The following is a 16,221-nucleotide window of genomic DNA, read 5'->3' as shown; positions in this document are numbered from 1 at the left end:
CCGTCAACGGCGGCCGGGCGGAGTGCTGTTGACGTTCCGAAGGGTCAAAAGGGAAGGTCCGGGGAACGGAAACTCAGCGTCGGGCGAACGCATGCCGGAATGGGGGCGCAGGTGTCGCCCGTGTGGGCTACATTCGGGAATCCTTGACATCGGCGCCTCCGGGGGTGAGGTCACGTCGAGGAGAATTCCGGAGCGGCGAATGCACCAGTCCCACCTTCCTCCACCGCCAACCGCACTCACCCAGGGGGGACTCGCCGACAGCCTCCGCGAAACGGCGCTCAGCACCCCTGATCTGCCGCAGCTCGCGCGCCGCGCCGAGGGTCGCTCGGGTTCCTGGACGCAGGTGACGGCGGCCGAGCTGTGGGGCCAGGTGGTCGACGTGGCGCGGGGACTCGTCAGATCCGGCGTCCGGCCGGGCGACCGTGTGGCCATCATGGCGCGCACCCGCTACGAGTGGACGGTGCTCAGCTACGCCCTGTGGTCGGTCGGCGTGGAGATCGTGCCGATCTACCCGACGTCGTCGCACGAACAGGTCGCGTGGATCCTGGCGGACGCGCACTGCGTGGGCGTGGTGGTCGAGGACGAGCAGGGCGTCATGACGGTGGGCTCGGCGTGCGCCGCGCTCCCGTACCTGCGCCATGTCTGGCAGTTGGACAACGGGGCGATCGCGCAGTTGGTGGAGCGGGGCCGGGCGATACCGGTGACCGCGGTCGACTCGCTGCGCCGCATCGTGCTGGCCGACTCCACCGCGGTCGTCGCGTACACCTCCGGCACGACGGGGCAGCCCAAAGGCTGCGCCCTGACGCACCGCAGCCTGGCGAGCCCCTGCGACACGCTGCTCGAAGGCTGGAGACAGACGGCGGCTCCGCCGGGTGTGCAGCCTGCCGTCCTGGCCTTCCTGCCCTTCTCCCACGTCTACGGCCTGATGGTCCAGGGGCTCTGTCTGCGCGGCGGCATCCTGATGGGGCACGAGCCCGATCTGAGGGAGGAGACGCTCTCCGAGGCGATGCTCTCGTTCCGGCCGACCTATCTGTACGCCGTCCCGTCCGTGTTCGAGAGGATCTACAAGAACTTCGTGAAGGCCTCGCAACGGGCCGGCCGCAGCGTGCTGTTCGAACGCGCGGTGCGCACGGCGCGGGACTTCGCCCTGGCCGAGGAGCAGCAGCGGCTGGGCACGGGAACGGGACCGGGTTTCGATCTGCGGCTCCAGCACTCCCTCTACGAGAAGACGGTGTACAAGCGGCTGCGCGGCGCGCTGGGCGGGCGGGTGTGCGGCGCGGTCTCGGGCGGCTCCCCGCTGAACCGTGAACTCGCCCTGTTCTTCGCGGGAATCGGCATCTCCATCCACGACGGATACGGGCTCACCGAGACCGGCGGAGGCATCACCGCCCAGCCGGTCGGGCGGGAGAAGTTCGGCACCGTCGGACGGCCGCTGCCCGGCACGGAGATCCAGCTGTCCGGCGACGGGGAGATCCACGTGTGGGGGCCCTCCGTGTTCCAGGGCTACATCAACGACGCGGCGGCGACGCGGGCCTCGTTCCGGAACGGCTGGCTGGCGACGGGGGACATCGGTCAGGTCGACGCCGACGGGTATCTGACCATCACCGGGCGCAAGAAGGACATCATCATCACCAGCGGGGGCAAGAGCGTGGCCCCCGCCGCTCTGGAGGAACGGCTGCGGGTCCACCCGCTCATCCACCAGGCGGCCGTCGTGGGCGACAACCGGCCCTGCGTGGGCGCCCTCATCACCCTGGACCCCGAGTTCGTGACGCACTGGCGTGCCTCCCGGGCCAAGGGGGAGACACCCGCCCGGGACGCGCGCGAGGAGAACGAGCTGCGCGAGGAGGTCAGGCGCGCGGTCGCGGCGGCCAACACCACCGTCTCCCGCTCCGAGTCCATCCGGGTCTTCCGTGTCCTCCCGGAGCCGTTCGACCTGTCCAACGGGCTGCTGACGCCCTCGCTGAAACTGCGCCGGGACGCGATCGCCCAGCGGTACGCGGCCGAGATCGAGGCGATGTATCAGACCACGTCGAGGGTTCCGCGGGAGGCGGCGATCGGCGAGCCGTCGATCCTGGACGACTCGGACAACGTGTTCCGGTGACCGGAATCCGGGCGGCCGACCGTGCGTCGCGGAACGTAGGTGCCTCCCAGGAGTGACCTCAGCGGTGTGACGCGGCTCCTGGTCTCCGGGTGCTCGATGCTGTTCATGCGCCCACCCTGCGCCGAACCGACCGGATGGACCAGCCCCCTCCCAGGAGCATGACCACGGGTCCTGGTACCGACACCACCACGATCACCGGGAACAAGGGGCTTCTCGCTCTCCGGACCCGGAGGCGGGCGAAGCGGGCGTCCGGGCGCGGGGCAGCCGCAGGGTGAAGACGGTGCCGGTGCCGACTTCGCTGGTGACGGAGACGGTTCCGTCGTGGGCGGCGACGAGTTGGCGGACGATGGCGAGGCCCAGGCCGCTGCCGCCGGTGCGCCGGCTGCGGGACTTCTCCGCACGCCAGAACCGGTCGAAGACGCTCGCCAGATCTCCGGGAGCGATGCCGCCGCCGGTGTCGGCCACCTGGAACACGACGTGAAGGTCGTCATCGTGCGCGCGGAGGGTGACCGTGCCGCCGGCCGGGGTGTGGCGGGTCGCGTTGGACACCAGGTTGCCGAGCGCCTGCCGCATCCGTACGGGATCCGCGTCCAGCCAGGGGGTGCCGGCCACCTCGGTCACCAGGCGGACACCGGCGGCCTCCGCTCCGACCCGGTGGGCCGCGGCGACCTGTTCGAGGAGTTCGTCGGCGCGCACCTCCTCGCGGTGCAGTCGCAGGGTGCCCGCGTCGGCGGCCGCGAGGTCCTGGAGGTCGTCGATGACGCGCTGCAGGACCACGGCCTCCTCGTGCAAGGAGGACAGCAGTTCCGGGTCGGGTTCGACGAGGCCGTCGCGGGCCACCTCCAGCCATCCGCGGATATTGGTGAGTGGGGTGCGCAGTTCGTGCGCGATGTCGCTGACCATCGCCTTGCGCTGCGCCTCCATCCGCTCGCGGCGCTCGGTCAGTTCGTTGAAGGCGAGCGCCAGGATGCCGGTCTCGTCCTGGGTGGTGACGGGCACCCGTACATGCCGTTCCGGCGGTTGCCTCGCGGCCTGGGTCAGCGCGCGCAGGGGGCGTACGAGCCGGGTGGCGACCAGCGCGGTCACGGCCACGGTGAGGGCGAGGACGAGTCCGGCGACACCGAACACCTTGGCCTTGTTGGCCGTGGACATGTCGAAGCGGGGGACGGGCCTGTCCCCCGTGCCGAGGAAGAGCTGGGCCACCGGGGCCACGTAGGGCGCGAGTTGACGACGCCGGGCCTCGTCGACGCAGGCGTTCGCCGTCCGGGCGAGGGCACCGTTCCGGTCGACCCCCCTCTTCTCGAACAGGTAGGGGGCGGGGGTGGCTCCGCCGGTGGCCGCCAGCGACAGTGCCACGGGCCGGCCGAGGAGCACCTGGTGCCGGTCCAGACACGTCCGGGTGAGCGCGGACAGAGCGTCCAGGGCCTTCCGCTCGGTCGGGGTGGGGGTGTTGAGCAGCCCGTCGGCGCACTCGGTCGGCACATAGCCGGAGTCGGCGCTCCCGTCCTCGTCCGTCAGGACGGTACGACCGCTCGGCATCCGGTCCGTGCGGGTCCGAACACCGTTGCGCGCGAAGCACAGTTGGCGCACCGTGGCCAGCTTGGCCACCAGCAGGCGCTCGGTCGCCGGCAGCCGGTACGGCCCCACCGCGCGGGGGTCGACGCCGGACCTCTGCGCCCCGGGCTCCGTGTAGGTGTCGGTGCGCAGCGGGTCGATGGTGGCGGCGGCCCGGGGCGGCAGGGAGGTGCCGCGTGCCGCGGAGTCGGCGAAGGGGGTGCGGTCGCCGGTGGTCAGGGCGATGCGACGGCCCGTCCTCCGCGAGATCGTGCGCAGCGTCCCGGCGACACCGGACCAGTCGGAATGGGTGGCCGCGTATCCGCTGAGCCGGCTGAGGATGTCCATGTCCTCGGCGAGCACCTGGCCCTGCTCCTCCTGGATGGCCCGGGTGGTGGTCTGCACCGCGAGCCAGGCGGTCGCGGCCACGGAGCACAGCGCGATGAGCACGGAGGTCACCAACAGCCGCACCAGCAGGCTCCTGCGCAGCGGCACGGCGCGGCTCACGCCCGGTCGCCCGCGAGTTTGTACCCGACGCCGAACACGGTCAGCAGGCGCGTCGGGTGGCGCGGATCGGCCTCGATCTTCTTGCGCAGGTTCATGATGTGCACATCGATGGCCCGTTCGGTGGAGGCCCGGTCGATGCCGCGGGTGCGGTGCAGCAACTGCCGCCGGGAGAAGACCCGTTCGGGCTCGCCCGCCATGGCGAGCAGGATCTCGTACTCGCCCGGAGTGCAGTCCACCGGCGAGCCGTCGCACAGGACCGTGTGCCGTTCCGGGTCGACCGCGATCCCGGCGGCCCTGACGACGGGATCGCCGCGGAGCTCTCCGGCGGACCGTCCGCCGCGTCGGAGCACCGTACGGATACGGGCCATCAGCTCGCGTGGACTGTACGGCTTGGTCATGTAGTCGTCCGCGCCGAGTTCCAGGCCGAGCAGTACGTCGTCCTCGGTGGAGCGGGCGGTCAGCATCAGGACGGGAATGTCGTCGTTCTCGCGCAGCGCCCGGCACACCCCGAAGCCGTCGACCACCGGGAGCATGAGATCCAGGACGACGAGGTCGGGCGGGTGCCGCCGGACCTCGTCGAGGGCGGCCCGGCCGTCGTGGACGACGGTCGCCGTATGACCCTCGCCCAGCAGTGAGCGGCGTATCAGCTCCGCCTGCTTCTCATCGTCCTCCGCGACCAGCACATATGCGCACACGCGGCCGATGGTAGGGGGTGCGGGGCACGAATCGGCCGGTGAGAGGGGCTTCCCACACCCTGACACCTTCCTCACATCTTCCGGGGACACTGCGGGTGGGTCCGGATACCGGTGCGGCCTTCCGGAAGGTGCACCGTGCCGGCGAGCCTCCCGGAAGGGGTGTCAGCGTGCCAGGGAGGCCGCGTCGCCCATGACCACCACGGGATGGAGGGCGGGGTCCAGAGCGCGCATCAGCTCTTTGAGGTCGTTCTCGCGCAGCCCGACGCAGCCGTGCGTGGGACCGCCGTGGTCCACGTGCAGCCAGATGCCTCCGCCGCGGGCCGCGCCCAGCGGCCGGGTCCAGTCCAGGGGTGTGGTGCCGGGGCTGCGGTTGTAGTTGATGGCGACCACGTAGTCGAAGGAGCCGGCCAGCGGCTCGCCCTCGAAGCCCGTGCCGGGTGAGGTGAAGGCGCCCGAGCGGTCGTACGGGAGACGGGTGCCGGGGTCGGGCCGCAGCCCGCCGGCGTCCGTCAGCGTGAACACGCCTATGGGGGAACGCAGATCACCGGCGTGGTGGTGGTCGGTCCAGCCCTTGAGGGCGTTGTGCGCGGGCCTGCTCGGGCCCGCCCGCCAGCCCGCCTCCGTACGCTCGTAGAGCACCACGGTGGACAGCGGGGAGTTCCTTCCCCGGCCGGTCACCACGACGGCCTGACGGGTCCGCGACGGGATGGAGGCCAAGGTGCCGGGCCCGATGCCCGGCAGTCGCCTCGGCGTCACCGCGCGCGAGGAGGTCGGGGCGGGAACAGGTCTCGCCGCGCCGGGACGCGCCGGTGAGCCGCCGGGACCGAGCCTCTCGGCCGGGCCGCCTCCGCAGCCGGCGAGCAGGAACGAGGCGGCGACGATCGCCACCGGAACACGGTGTGCTGGGTTGATCATGCGTCGACCCTGACCGACACATTTGAGGAACTCGTCAGGTCGTCCATGCTTCGCCGACTACCCGGGTCGCGCCGGATCACCGGTGCCGTCACATCACACGTGATCGACCCGTTCCCGCGAGGCCACCGCCTCCCGCGAGTTGACCCAGCCCAGCAGGCACACCGACACGACCGCCGCGAACGCGCACCACGTCGAGACGAACTCCAGCTCCCACAGCGACCAGCAGATCGCCGCGCCCGCCCCGACCAGCACCCCGAGCAGCAGCAACCCCCGGTCGCCGGACATCAGCAGCGCGCCGACGGTGGCGAAGAGATAGCCGGCGATGACCAGTTCGTCCTGGGGCAGGTCGACGGCGTAGCCCATGGTGTGGCCGCGGATCTCGGCCCGCACGGGATGGACGGCCATGGCGTGGGCGAGCGCCGTCGCGGTCGCGACTCCGGCGGCGAGCGGAACCAGAAGCCGGCGCCGGGCAGGGCGCGGTGCCGCGCACAGCACACCCGCCGGCACCCACACCGCCAGCAGCGGAAGGGCGATCACGGCCCAGGCCACGGTGGCGGGACCCGTACCGCCACCGGCGTCCCATACCCGGGATTCGACGATCTGGTGGGCGCCGAGCAGCAACGGCAGCGCGGCCAGCGGGAGATCACGCGTCCGCCGCGTCCGAACGACACAGGCCACCCCGACCGCGGCGACACCGGCACCGGCCACCAGATCGGCCGTCGCACTCCAGCACATCGCGCCACCCCGAATCCGCCGTCACAAGATCCCGTCGTCCGGAGTACACGCTACGACGCCGTACGGCCGGCCGGTCGGTGCCCTTCTACGGCCAGGCACTTCATGAAGTTTCAACAAAGGTATCCGTACGGTCCGGTTCGCCCCTGTGCCGCGCCCGCGAAGAGTGATTGGGTGGGCCCCTGTCATGCCATCCAACACGCAGGAGAGCTCCGCAACCATGAGCACCCCGTACACCTTCGAATACAAGGTCGTCACGTTCCGAGAGTCGCTGATCGGCGACGCGCTGGACAGCGACAAGCTGGAAAAGGTCCTGAACAAGCATGCCGAGGACGGCTGGGCGCTCAAGGCGATCACGGCCGCGGACGTCAAGGGCCGCATAGGCCCCGGCGCCGTGGAGGGGCTGCTGCTCACCCTGGAGCGTCCGCGCGCCTGACGCTCGTGTCGTGCGAGCGGCGCCGAGGCGGGAGATGCTGTTGCTGATGGGACAGCGGATCCGCAGGTGCTACTGAAGCCGTCGGAGGCCTTCCGGCACGGAAGGCCTCCCACTGCTGAACTCACGTCCGGGGACCCCACGAGGGCCCCGCACCCCGCGCGACCGCTGCCGGCCAGTGCGGTCGGGACGGACGGCCCAGTGAGGTCAGGACGGACGGCGATGAAGAGCGACGGAACACTCCCCACCGGTGTCGTCACCACCCAGTCGGTGTTCGGCGCGCCGTGCTGGGTCAGCCTCACCACCCGCGATCTGCCGGCCGCCGAGCGCTTCTACACGGCGGTGCTCGGCTGGAAATGGGCCTCGGGCACCCGGATGGGCGACCAGTACCGGATCGCCCGGGTCGCCGGGATTCCGGTCGCCGGAATCTCCAAGGTCGACTTCGTGGCGAGGATGGCGGTCGCCTGGACCCCGTTCTTCGCCGTGGCCTCCGCGGACGAGACGGTCTCCCGGAGCCAGGAACGCGGCGGTACGACCGCGGTCGGGCCGATCTCACTGCCACCGGGACGGGGCGCGCTGCTGGCCGACCGGGACGGCGCGGTCTTCGGCATCTGGGAGGGCGCCCTGGTGTCCGGGTGGGAACGCTGGCGCAGCGCGGCCCCGGCCTTCATCCGCCTGCACACCCGCGACGCCTTCGACGCCGCCATCTTCTACGGGGAGGTGCTGGGCTGGGCGTCCGGGGTCCCCGGCGCCTGCGAGGTGGGCTACGAGGAGAACGAGGTCGTCCTGCGCAGCCTCGGCGACGTGGTGGCCCGGATCTACTCCGGCGCGGTGGGGTCCGCCCCCGACCCCACCCTCAGACCGCACTGGCAGATCCACTTCGCGGTCGACGACGTGGAGGCCTGCGTCCGCGCGGCGCGCGTCAACGGCGGCACCGCCCATCAGCAGGGTGTCGGCTCGATGGAAGCCGTCCTCACCGACCCCGAAGGGGCTCGCTTCACGGTGACCTCCCGGGCCGCCGGATGACACCGCGGACGAGTCGCTCACGACCGCCCCGAGGTGAAGTCGCGCGGCCCACGACGCGACGGATTACTCCGTTCGGGCTCCAATGGAGGATGACGGGATACCACCGGCACGACAGGCGCCGCCGCCCCCGTGGCCGTGCGGCGACCCGATGGAGGTCCGCGATGCCCACTGCTCTCCGGCTCCTGCACGCTCTCTCCCCGGAACACCGCGAACGGCTGATGAGCGTGGCCCGCGAGGTCTCCTTTCCCGCGGACGGGCCGATCTTCGAGGAGGGGGGCACCGCCGACCGCTTCTGGGTGGTCCGCTCCGGAACGGTCTCCCTGTACCAGCGGGTCATCGCCGAACGAAGGATCACCGTCGCGCAGCTCGGGCCCGGCGACCTGCTGGGCTGGTCGTGGCTGTTCCGCCCGCATACCTGGGACTTCGGCGCCGAGGCCTTCAGCCCGGTGCGCGCCTACGAGTTCGACGCCGCCGAGGTACGGACGCTGTTCGACCGGGATCCGACGCTGGAGCTGTCGCTGACCCGGACGATCGGCGCGATCCTGGCCCACCGTCTCGAAACGACCCGGGCGGCGCTCATCGAGCACTACGCACGGCGCGGGGGCGCCGGCTGAGGGCACGCGGCCGGCGTCGGGCATCAGGTCCGGCCCGGTGTCGGACCCGGCTGCGACAGTGATCTCCATGAACGACATCCTCGATCCCCGGGACGCCCCGGGCTCCTTCGCGCTCCTGCCCGGCGCGGTCCACTCCCCCGTGATCCTGCACGTGCCGCACTCCTCCCGGGAGATTCCGGCGCCCGTCCGGGCCGGCATCGTCCTCGGCGACGAGGCTCTGGAGAGCGAGTTGGACCACATCACCGACGCGCACACCGCCGAACTGGCGGCCGAGGCGGCCGAGGCGGCCGGGCTGACGCCGTGGCGGTTCGTCAACCGGCTGTCCCGGCTCGTCGTCGATCCCGAGCGCTTCCCGGACGAGCGGGAGGAGATGCTCTCGGTCGGGATGGGCGCGGTCTACACGCGGACGACGCACCGGGCGCCGCTCCGGCCCGCGGGCGTCGATCCGCGGCCGCTGCTCGACGCCTACTTCCACTCCTACGCGCGGGCCATGACGGACGCGGTCGCCGACCGGCTGGCCGCCACCGGGCGGGCCGTGATCATCGACGTCCACTCGTATCCGGCGGCCCGGCTGCCCTACGAGCTGCACGGTGACGGGCCGCGGCCGCCGGTCTGCCTGGGGACCGACTCCTTCCACACACCGCCGGAACTGGTCGCGCTCGCGGAGAAGGCGTTCGCGGGGCTCGGCGGTGTGGGGATCGACAGCCCGTTCTCGGGCGCGTACGTCCCGTTGCGGCACTACGAGCGGGAACCGCGGGTCGCCGCGCTGATGGTGGAGGTGCGGCGGGACACGTACATGAAGGAGCCGGGAGGGCCGGTGGGCCCCGGTTTCCCGCGTCTGGTCGCGGCCCTGACGACGCTGGTGGACGCCGTGGGCGGGTGGACCCGGAGCGCCGACACCGTGGGCGGCTAGCCAGGGAGCGCGGGACCTCCTAGGGTCGATGGTAAGCAAGCGCTCAGCCACCGTTTCGGGAAGGGCACAGGACCATGGCGGTCGTCGACGCGTGGATGCAGCACCCCACTCTCCGTCACTCCAACCACGAGATGTTCGAGTCACTGCGCCGCTGGACCGGCATGAAGGTGCTGGAGGAGGAGATGCCGGTCGAGGTCACGGTGGCCGCGCTGGCGGCGGCCCACGTGGACACCGGTCTGTCCTCCGCCTGGTACGGGCCCGAGGGCGCCCTGATCACCAACGACGAGGTCGCCGGATTCGTGGCGCGGTCGGACGGCCGGCTGCACGGGGTCGCGGGCGCCGACCTCACCCGCCCCGTCGCCGCGGTGCGGGAACTGCGGCGGGCCGTCGAGGAGTTGGGCTTCGTGGCCTTGAGGATCATTCCGTGGCTGTGGCAACTGCCGCCCACCGACCGGCTCTACTACCCCCTGTACACCGCCTGCGCCGAACTCGGCGTCCCCTTCTGCACCCAGGTCGGTCACACCGGCCCGCTGCGCCCCTCCGAGACCGGCCGGCCCATCCCGTACATCGACCAGGTCGCGCTCGACTTCCCCGAACTGACCATCGTCTGCGGGCACATCGGCTACCCGTGGACCACCGAGATGATCGCCGTCGCCGACAAGCACGCGAACGTGTACATCGACACCAGCGCCTACACCGCCCGCCGCTACCCCCCGGAGCTGGTCGAGTATCTGCGCGGCCGGGGACGGCACAAGGTCCTCTTCGGCTCCAACTACCCCATGATCACGCCGAGTCGGGCACTGGAACACCTCGGTGAACTGGGCCTGGACGAGGAGACCACCGAGCTGTTCCTCTCGGGCAACGCCCGGCGCGTCTTCCGTCTCCCCGATCATTCGTAGATGCTGGAGCCGGAACAGCGTCGTACGTTGAGGTGAGGAGGGCGGCCCGGCCATGGCTTTGCGGATCAGCGCCACCAACCCGGAGCATCCCGCGCTCCTGCTCGAACTGCCGTGGCAGCAGCCCCTGGAGGAGTGGCCGGAGCACCTTCTGGTGCCGCTTCCGCGCGGCATCTCCCGGCACGTGGTGCGTTACGCGCGCGCCGGTGACGAGGTGGTGGCCGTCAAGGAACTCGCCGAGCGGCCCGCGGTGCGCGAGTACGAGCTGCTGCTCGGCCTGGACCGGCTCGGCATCCCCGCGGTCGACCCGCTCGCCGTGGTCACCGGCCGCACGGACGCGGCGGGAGAGCCGCTGGAGTCCGTGCTGATCACCCGGCATCTGGGCGGCTCACTGCCGTACCGGTCGATGTTCGAGACGACCATGCGGCCGGCCACCATGCACCGGCTGATGGACGCGCTGGCCGTCCTGCTCGTGCGGCTGCACCTGGCCGGCTTCGCCTGGGGCGACTGCTCGCTGTCCAACACGCTGTTCCGGCGCGACGCGGGAGCGTACGCCGCGTATCTGGTGGACGCCGAGACCGGTGATCTGCACCCGCGGCTCAGCACCGGCCAGCGGGACTACGACCTCGATCTCGCCCGGGTGAACATCAGCGGGGAACTGCTGGACCTGGAGGCGGCCGGCGCCCTGCACCCCTCGGTGGACCCGATCGAGTTCGGCCAGGAGATCTGCGCACGCTACCGGAGCCTGTGGGAGGAGCTGACCCGCACCTCCGTCTACCCGGCCGGCAAGTACCACTACATCGACCGCCGCATACGCCGCCTCAACGACCTCGGTTTCGACGTCGCCGAGATGCAGATCGCGAGCTCCTCCAACGGCGACACCGTCACCTTCGTGCCCAAGGTCGTCGACGCGGGCCATCACCAGCGCCAGTTGCTGCGGCTCACCGGCCTCGACACCGAGGAGAACCAGGCCCGCCGGCTCCTGAACGACCTGGAGAGCTGGATGGCCACCCAGGAGGACTACGCGCCCAGCGGCCCCCGGCCGGGCTCCCGGCCCGGTCCGGGCGGCGGGCACCCGCGTGCCGCCCGTCCGGAGGTGCTCGCCCACCGCTGGGTGCGGGACGTGTTCCGGCCGACGGTCCGTGCGGTGCCGCAGGATCTGCGCGGCTCCATGGATCCGGCCGAGCTGTACCACGAGCTCCTCGAACACCGCTGGTTCCTGTCCGAGCGCGCCCAGCACGACATCGGCATGGACGCGGCGGTCGAGGACTACGTCACGAACATCCTGCCCGAGGTGCGCGGCCCCCTGCCGGTCCCGGCTGACGCGCCGGAGCCGCCCCGCGCGTACCCCGTTCCCGAGCAAAGGTGACCGATCGTACATACGATTGGCTCTGTACCTGCCCTGCGGTGCCTCGTGGTGGCCGCTCGGCCGGAACGCAACTGACCGTCTCGGGGTGGGAGAGGTATGACCCAGGCCGCCAGTCCGGCGCGGACCGTCATTCTGACCGTCGACGACGACCCCGGGGTGTCGCGCGCCGTCGCGCGGGACCTCAGGCGCCGCTACGGCGAGGCGCACCGGATCGTGCGCGCCGAATCCGGGGACGCCGCCCTGGACGCCCTGCGCGAGCTGAAACTGCGCGGTGACCAGGTGGCCGTGATCCTCGCCGACTACCGGATGCCGCAGATGAACGGCATCGAGTTCCTGGAACAGGCCCTCGATGTGTATCCGGGTGCCCGCAGGGTGCTGCTGACCGCGTACGCGGACACCAACGCCGCGATCGACGCGATCAACGTCATCGACCTCGACCACTACCTGCTCAAGCCCTGGGACCCGCCGGAGGAGAAGCTCTATCCGGTCGTCGACGATCTCCTGGCCGCGTGGCGGGCCAGCGACTACCGGCCCGTGGGCGCCTGCAAGGTGGTCGGCCACCGGTGGTCGGCGCGTTCGTCGGGCGTCCGGGAGTTCCTGGCCCGCAACCAGGTGCCCTACCGGTGGTACTCGTCCGACACCCCCGAGGGACAGCGGCTGCTGAGCGCCGCGGGGCAGGACGGGGAGCGGCTGCCGCTGGTGGTCACCCCGGACGGCACACCGCTCGTCGAGCCCGACGACCACGAGATCGCGGCACACGTCGGGCTCGCCACGACACCCACCTCGGAGTTCTACGACCTCGTCGTGATCGGCGGCGGGCCCGCCGGGCTCGGTGCCGCCGTGTACGGCGCGTCCGAGGGACTGCGCACGGTGCTCGTCGAACGGTCCGCGACCGGCGGCCAGGCGGGCCAGAGCTCACGGATCGAGAACTACCTCGGCTTCCCCGACGGCGTCTCCGGCGGGCAGCTCACCGACCGGGCGCGACGGCAGGCGGCCAAGTTCGGCGCCGAGATCCTCACCGCGCGTGAGGTGACCGGACTGGAGGTCACCGGGGCCTCGCGCACGATCCGCTTCTCCGACGGCTCCGCGATCTCCGCGCACGCGGTGATCCTCGCGACCGGGGTGTCGTACCGGCAGCTCCAGGCGCCCGGCCTGGCCGAGCTGACGGGCTGCGGCGTCTTCTACGGCTCGGCGCTGACCGAGGCGGCCGCCTGCCAGGGCCACGACGTGTACATCGTGGGCGGGGCGAACTCGGCCGGCCAGGCGGCGATGTATCTGGCCCGGGGCGCCAAGTCCGTCACCCTCCTGGTGCGCGGCCCCTCGCTGTCCGCCTCGATGTCCCACTATCTGATCGAGCAGATCGGCGAGGCGTCCAACATCTCGGTGCGCACCGGCACGGTCGTCGAGTCCGCGCACGGCGACGGCCATCTGGAGCAGCTCACCCTGCGCGACGTGGAGAGCGGCCACACCGAACTCGTCGACGCGCAGTGGATGTTCCTGTTCATCGGCGCGGCCCCGCTCACCGACTGGCTGGAGGGCACGGTGCTGCGGGACGGCCGCGGATTCATCGTCGCGGGCCCGGACATGACAGTCGACGGGCAGCCGCCCCGCGGCTGGGAGCTGGACCGGCCCCCGTACCACCTGGAAACCAATGTGCCCGGTGTGTTCGTGGCCGGGGACGCGCGCGCCGAGTCGGCGAAGCGGGTCGCGTCCGCGGTCGGAGAGGGAGCCATGGCCGTCATGCTCGTCCACCGTTATCTGGAGCAGTCGTGAGCGGGCGGCCGGTGCCGTGCGACGCGGCGGAACTCAGCACGCTCTTCCTGTTCGAGAAGCTCGACGACGACCAGCTCGACCGGCTGTGCCGGGAGGGCCGGACCGAGCAGTTCGACCCCGGACCCGTGTACACCGAGGGTGATCCGGCCACCTGCTTCTACGTACTCCTCGAAGGCACGGTGGTGATGTCGCGCCGGGTCGGCGCGGACGACGTCGAGATCAGCCGCACCTCGAAGCGCGGGGTGTACGCGGGTGCGATGCAGGCGTATCTCAGCGGCCCGGAGGACGTCCAGTACAAGGGTTCCATGCGGGTCACCGAGCCCTCACGGTTCTTCGTCCTGCCCGCGGCGACGTTCTCCGCCATCCTGCGGGACTGGTTCCCGATGGCCGTCCATCTGCTGGAGGGCATGTTCTTCGGCAGCCAGAACACCCAGCGGACCATCGGGCAGCGCGAACGGCTCCTGGCACTCGGCTCGCTGTCCGCCGGTCTCACCCACGAGCTCAACAACCCGGCCGCGGCGGCCGTGCGGGCGACCTCCGCGCTGCGCGACCGGGTGGCCCACATGCGGCAGAAACTGGGGGTGATCGCGTCGGGACCGTACGCGCGCGACACTCTGGAGACCTTGGTCGAGATCCAGGAGCGGACCGCCGAGCAGGTCGCCAAGGCCACCCCGCTGAGCCCGCTGGAGGCCTCCGACCGGGAGGACGCGCTCGCCGACTGGCTCGACGACCACGACATCTCGGGCGGCTGGCAGCTCGCGCCCACGTTCGTCCAGGCGGGGCTCGACACCGACTGGCTGGACCGGGTCGCGGCGGCCGTGGACGGACCGACCCTCGAAGGCGCGGTCCGCTGGCTGAACTACACGGTCGAGACCGAACTGCTCATGAACGAGATCGAGGACTCCACCACCCGGATCTCGCACCTGGTGGACGCGGCCAAGCAGTACTCACAGATGGACCGCGCGCCCTACCAGGTCGCCGACGTGCACGAACTGCTCGACAGCACCCTGATGATGCTCGCCGGCAAGATGGGCTCCGGCATCAAGGTCGTCAAGGAGTACGACCGGTCGGTGCCGCGGATCCCGGCCTATCCGGGCGAGTTGAACCAGGTATGGACGAACCTCATCGACAACGCCGTCTCGGCGATGGACGGCGAGGGGAAGCTGACGGTGCGGACCGCGCTCGACGGCGACCAGGTGCTCGTCGAGTTCCACGACACCGGTTCCGGGGTGCCCGCCGAGATCCGCGACCGCATCTTCGACCCGTTCTTCACCACGAAACCGGTGGGCGAGGGCACCGGGCTCGGCCTGGACATCTCCTGGCGGATCGTCGTCAACAAGCACCACGGAAGTCTGCTGGTGCAGTCCGTTCCCGGCGACACCCGCTTCCAGGTGCGCCTGCCCCTGACCGTCGCGGACACCTCCGAGGAGTCGTCATGACCACACCGAACGGAATCGACCCCTCCGTCCCGCCGAGCGGCACCGGCTGCACGGAGTGCGACGCGGCCGGCGGATGGTGGTTCCATCTGCGGCGCTGCGCCCAGTGCGGGCACGTCGGCTGCTGCGACGACTCCCCGGCCAAGCACGCCACCGCCCACGCGCGGGGCACGGGGCACCCGATCATCCAGAGCTTCGAACCGGGCGAGAACTGGTTCTGGGACTACGACACCTCGGAGCTGTACGAGTCCGGTCCCGAGCTCGCTCCCCCGGTGAGCCATCCGCTCGACCAGCCCACACCCGGTCCCGCCGGGCGCGTTCCGGCGAACTGGGCCGAGACGCTGCGCTGAGGCCCGGACTCCGGCCCGGGGCCCGGGCTCAGAGGACCGTGTTGCCGTACATCTCGCCGAGCGGATCGGCGAGCAGTTCGATCCGGGCGCCGTCGGGGTCGCGGAGGTAGAGCGAGGTGCCGCTCTCCTCCATGTACGTGACCTCGGCGGTGTCCAGTCGCTCGCGCAGGCCGCGCCAGGTGACGGGGTCGACGGAGATGGCGAGGTGGTGCAGTCCGCCGAGGACCTCCGCGTAGGGGCCGAGGTCGAGGCCGGGGAAGTCGAAGAAGGCGAGCAGATTGCCGTTGCCGAGGTCGAAGAAGAAGTGGGTCGAGCCCTTGTAGTCCCGGTTCTCGATCATCTCGGTGAGGGGGAAACCGAGGACGCCCTGGTAGAACCGTACGGTCCGCTCCACGTCCGAGGAGAGCAGCGCCACGTGGTGCACGCCGCGGGCCGTGCTCGCCGGCCTCTCCGGCATCAGATGGGCGTCCCGGATCCGCTGACGCTCCGCTTCGATCGCTGTCAGGTCCAACGCACCCATCGAAAGCTCCTCACCCAGAGATGCGGCAAACGCCGTTGGTACTCAAGACGACCACTTCACCGAATACAACCACTTCAGGCCGTACGACGGCTTCGCGACCGCCCGCGTCCGCCTGTCCGGATGCGCGGCGCGGCGCGAAGGACGATCCTGGAGACATGTCCGGACGGGCTCCTTTGGTTGTGCATCCGGCCCTGGATACCAGTGGCCGCGAGGTGACCGCGCGGGGTGAGAACCTCGGCGTGGCGTTCTCGGACGAGGATCTGATGGAGTTCCTCGGCCGGGCCGGTCTGCCGGACGCGGAGGATCTCCTGGACGATCCGGCATGGGTGAAGTGGCGCGGAGGCCAGGCGCACTTCTACGGGGCCGGATAGCGGGCGGGGTTCCTCC

16 protein-coding genes are annotated in these 16,221 nt (G+C 71.2%); 11 read left to right on the top strand and 5 right to left on the bottom strand.

Annotation, left to right across the window (positions count from 1 at the left end; genetic code table 11):
- Window positions 1-199: 199 nt before the first annotated feature.
- A complete protein-coding gene (locus tag ACIQRL_RS26425; protein ID WP_401335941.1) occupies window positions 200-2,101 on the top strand; it encodes an AMP-dependent synthetase/ligase in 1,902 nt (633 codons plus the stop codon).
- A gap of 192 nt (window positions 2,102-2,293) precedes the next feature.
- On the opposite strand, the gene ACIQRL_RS26420 is transcribed toward ACIQRL_RS26425, so the two are convergent.
- The 4 genes from ACIQRL_RS26420 to ACIQRL_RS26405 all read right to left on the bottom strand — a co-directional run bounded on the left by ACIQRL_RS26420 (window position 2,294) and on the right by ACIQRL_RS26405 (window position 6,507).
- Window positions 2,294-4,162, bottom strand: a complete 1,869-nt coding sequence (locus ACIQRL_RS26420) for a sensor histidine kinase (protein ID WP_401335938.1) — start codon at window positions 4,160-4,162, stop codon at window positions 2,294-2,296.
- Complete coding sequence (locus tag ACIQRL_RS26415) at window positions 4,159-4,857, bottom strand: response regulator transcription factor (RefSeq protein ID WP_401335936.1); 699 nt, start codon at window positions 4,855-4,857, stop codon at window positions 4,159-4,161. Before ACIQRL_RS26415 ends, ACIQRL_RS26420 begins: the two co-directional genes overlap by 4 nt.
- A gap of 162 nt (window positions 4,858-5,019) precedes the next feature.
- Complete coding sequence (locus ACIQRL_RS26410) at window positions 5,020-5,772, bottom strand: L,D-transpeptidase family protein (protein WP_401335934.1); 753 nt, start codon at window positions 5,770-5,772, stop codon at window positions 5,020-5,022.
- Window positions 5,773-5,865: 93 nt separating this feature from the next.
- Window positions 5,866-6,507, bottom strand: coding sequence for a DUF6629 family protein (locus ACIQRL_RS26405; RefSeq protein WP_401335932.1), 642 nt, complete (start codon window positions 6,505-6,507; stop codon window positions 5,866-5,868).
- Between the two features lie 217 nt (window positions 6,508-6,724).
- Between ACIQRL_RS26405 and ACIQRL_RS26400 the strand changes: the two genes are divergently transcribed.
- The 9 genes from ACIQRL_RS26400 to ACIQRL_RS26360 all read left to right on the top strand — a co-directional run bounded on the left by ACIQRL_RS26400 (window position 6,725) and on the right by ACIQRL_RS26360 (window position 15,314).
- The gene (locus tag ACIQRL_RS26400) at window positions 6,725-6,940 is read left to right on the top strand and encodes a DUF4177 domain-containing protein (protein WP_151467464.1); all 216 of its coding nucleotides are present in this window, start codon (window positions 6,725-6,727) and stop codon (window positions 6,938-6,940) included.
- A gap of 219 nt (window positions 6,941-7,159) precedes the next feature.
- The gene (locus tag ACIQRL_RS26395) at window positions 7,160-7,963 is read left to right on the top strand and encodes a VOC family protein (RefSeq protein ID WP_401335929.1); all 804 of its coding nucleotides are present in this window, start codon (window positions 7,160-7,162) and stop codon (window positions 7,961-7,963) included.
- A gap of 161 nt (window positions 7,964-8,124) precedes the next feature.
- Complete coding sequence (locus ACIQRL_RS26390; RefSeq protein WP_401335926.1) at window positions 8,125-8,577, top strand: Crp/Fnr family transcriptional regulator; 453 nt, start codon at window positions 8,125-8,127, stop codon at window positions 8,575-8,577.
- Between the two features lie 67 nt (window positions 8,578-8,644).
- Window positions 8,645-9,490: an N-formylglutamate amidohydrolase gene (locus tag ACIQRL_RS26385; RefSeq protein WP_401335923.1), complete on the top strand. Its 846-nt coding sequence runs from the start codon at window positions 8,645-8,647 to the stop codon at window positions 9,488-9,490.
- 74 nt (window positions 9,491-9,564) lie between these two features.
- Window positions 9,565-10,389 carry an amidohydrolase family protein gene (locus ACIQRL_RS26380; RefSeq protein WP_401335920.1) on the top strand — a complete coding sequence of 275 codons (825 nt, stop codon included), beginning with the start codon at window positions 9,565-9,567 and terminating at the stop codon, window positions 10,387-10,389.
- Window positions 10,390-10,441: 52 nt separating this feature from the next.
- Window positions 10,442-11,755, top strand: a complete 1,314-nt coding sequence (locus ACIQRL_RS26375) for a DUF4032 domain-containing protein (protein ID WP_401335917.1) — start codon at window positions 10,442-10,444, stop codon at window positions 11,753-11,755.
- A 96-nt stretch (window positions 11,756-11,851) separates the two neighbouring features.
- Window positions 11,852-13,528: an FAD-dependent oxidoreductase gene (locus tag ACIQRL_RS26370; protein ID WP_401335915.1), complete on the top strand. Its 1,677-nt coding sequence runs from the start codon at window positions 11,852-11,854 to the stop codon at window positions 13,526-13,528.
- Complete coding sequence (locus ACIQRL_RS26365) at window positions 13,525-14,967, top strand: ATP-binding protein (protein WP_401335913.1); 1,443 nt, start codon at window positions 13,525-13,527, stop codon at window positions 14,965-14,967. Before ACIQRL_RS26370 ends, ACIQRL_RS26365 begins: the two co-directional genes overlap by 4 nt.
- Window positions 14,964-15,314 (top strand): UBP-type zinc finger domain-containing protein, encoded by a 351-nt coding sequence (locus ACIQRL_RS26360; RefSeq protein WP_401335910.1) that lies wholly within the window; start codon window positions 14,964-14,966, stop codon window positions 15,312-15,314. The genes ACIQRL_RS26365 and ACIQRL_RS26360 overlap by 4 nt, the downstream gene beginning before the upstream one ends.
- 28 nt (window positions 15,315-15,342) lie before the next feature.
- Here the strand turns inward: ACIQRL_RS26360 and ACIQRL_RS26355 are convergent, their stop codons facing one another.
- On the bottom strand, window positions 15,343-15,834 hold the full coding sequence (locus tag ACIQRL_RS26355) for a VOC family protein (RefSeq protein ID WP_401335907.1): 492 nt from the start codon (window positions 15,832-15,834) through the stop codon (window positions 15,343-15,345).
- 155 nt (window positions 15,835-15,989) lie between these two features.
- Between ACIQRL_RS26355 and ACIQRL_RS26350 the strand changes: the two genes are divergently transcribed.
- Window positions 15,990-16,205, top strand: a complete 216-nt coding sequence (locus tag ACIQRL_RS26350; protein ID WP_401335904.1) for a hypothetical protein — start codon at window positions 15,990-15,992, stop codon at window positions 16,203-16,205.
- The last annotated feature ends 16 nt before the right edge of the window (window positions 16,206-16,221 follow it).

Source organism: Streptomyces sp. NPDC091209 (assembly GCF_044757755.1).
Taxonomy (GTDB): Bacteria; Actinomycetota; Actinomycetes; order Streptomycetales; family Streptomycetaceae; genus Streptomyces.
The sequence above is the reverse complement of the archived record's forward strand: the minus strand, read 5'-3'. Positions and strand labels throughout refer to the sequence as shown.